This is a genomic window from Campylobacter sp. US55 (assembly GCF_004378955.1).
Lineage (GTDB): Bacteria > Campylobacterota > Campylobacteria > Campylobacterales > Campylobacteraceae > Campylobacter_D > Campylobacter_D jejuni.
The window spans coordinates 1-244 of sequence record NZ_RYYF01000033.1 but is presented as its reverse complement, the minus strand read 5'-3'; the positions used below and the strand labels follow the sequence as shown (position 1 = coordinate 244).

Annotated in this window: 1 pseudogene; it reads left to right on the top strand. The window is 42.2% G+C overall.

What is annotated here, in order from left to right:
* Positions 1 to 244 (top strand): annotated as a pseudogene (locus ELQ07_RS08190) (acetate kinase); the annotation flags it as partial.

Here is a 244-nt window from a genome sequence, read left to right as displayed (position 1 = left end):
ATGGTTTCCATGGTACTTCTCACGCTTTTGTGAGTGCTAGGGCAGCCCAATTACTTGGAAAAAATAAAGAGGATTTAAACGCAATTTCAGCACATCTTGGAAATGGTGCGAGTGTTTGTGCTATTGAGGGAGGTAAAAGTATAGACACTTCCATGGGTTTTACTCCTCTTGAAGGGCTTGTTATGGGAACTCGCTGTGGTGATTTAGACCCTGCAATTTTGCCATTTATTAGCCATCTTAAGGG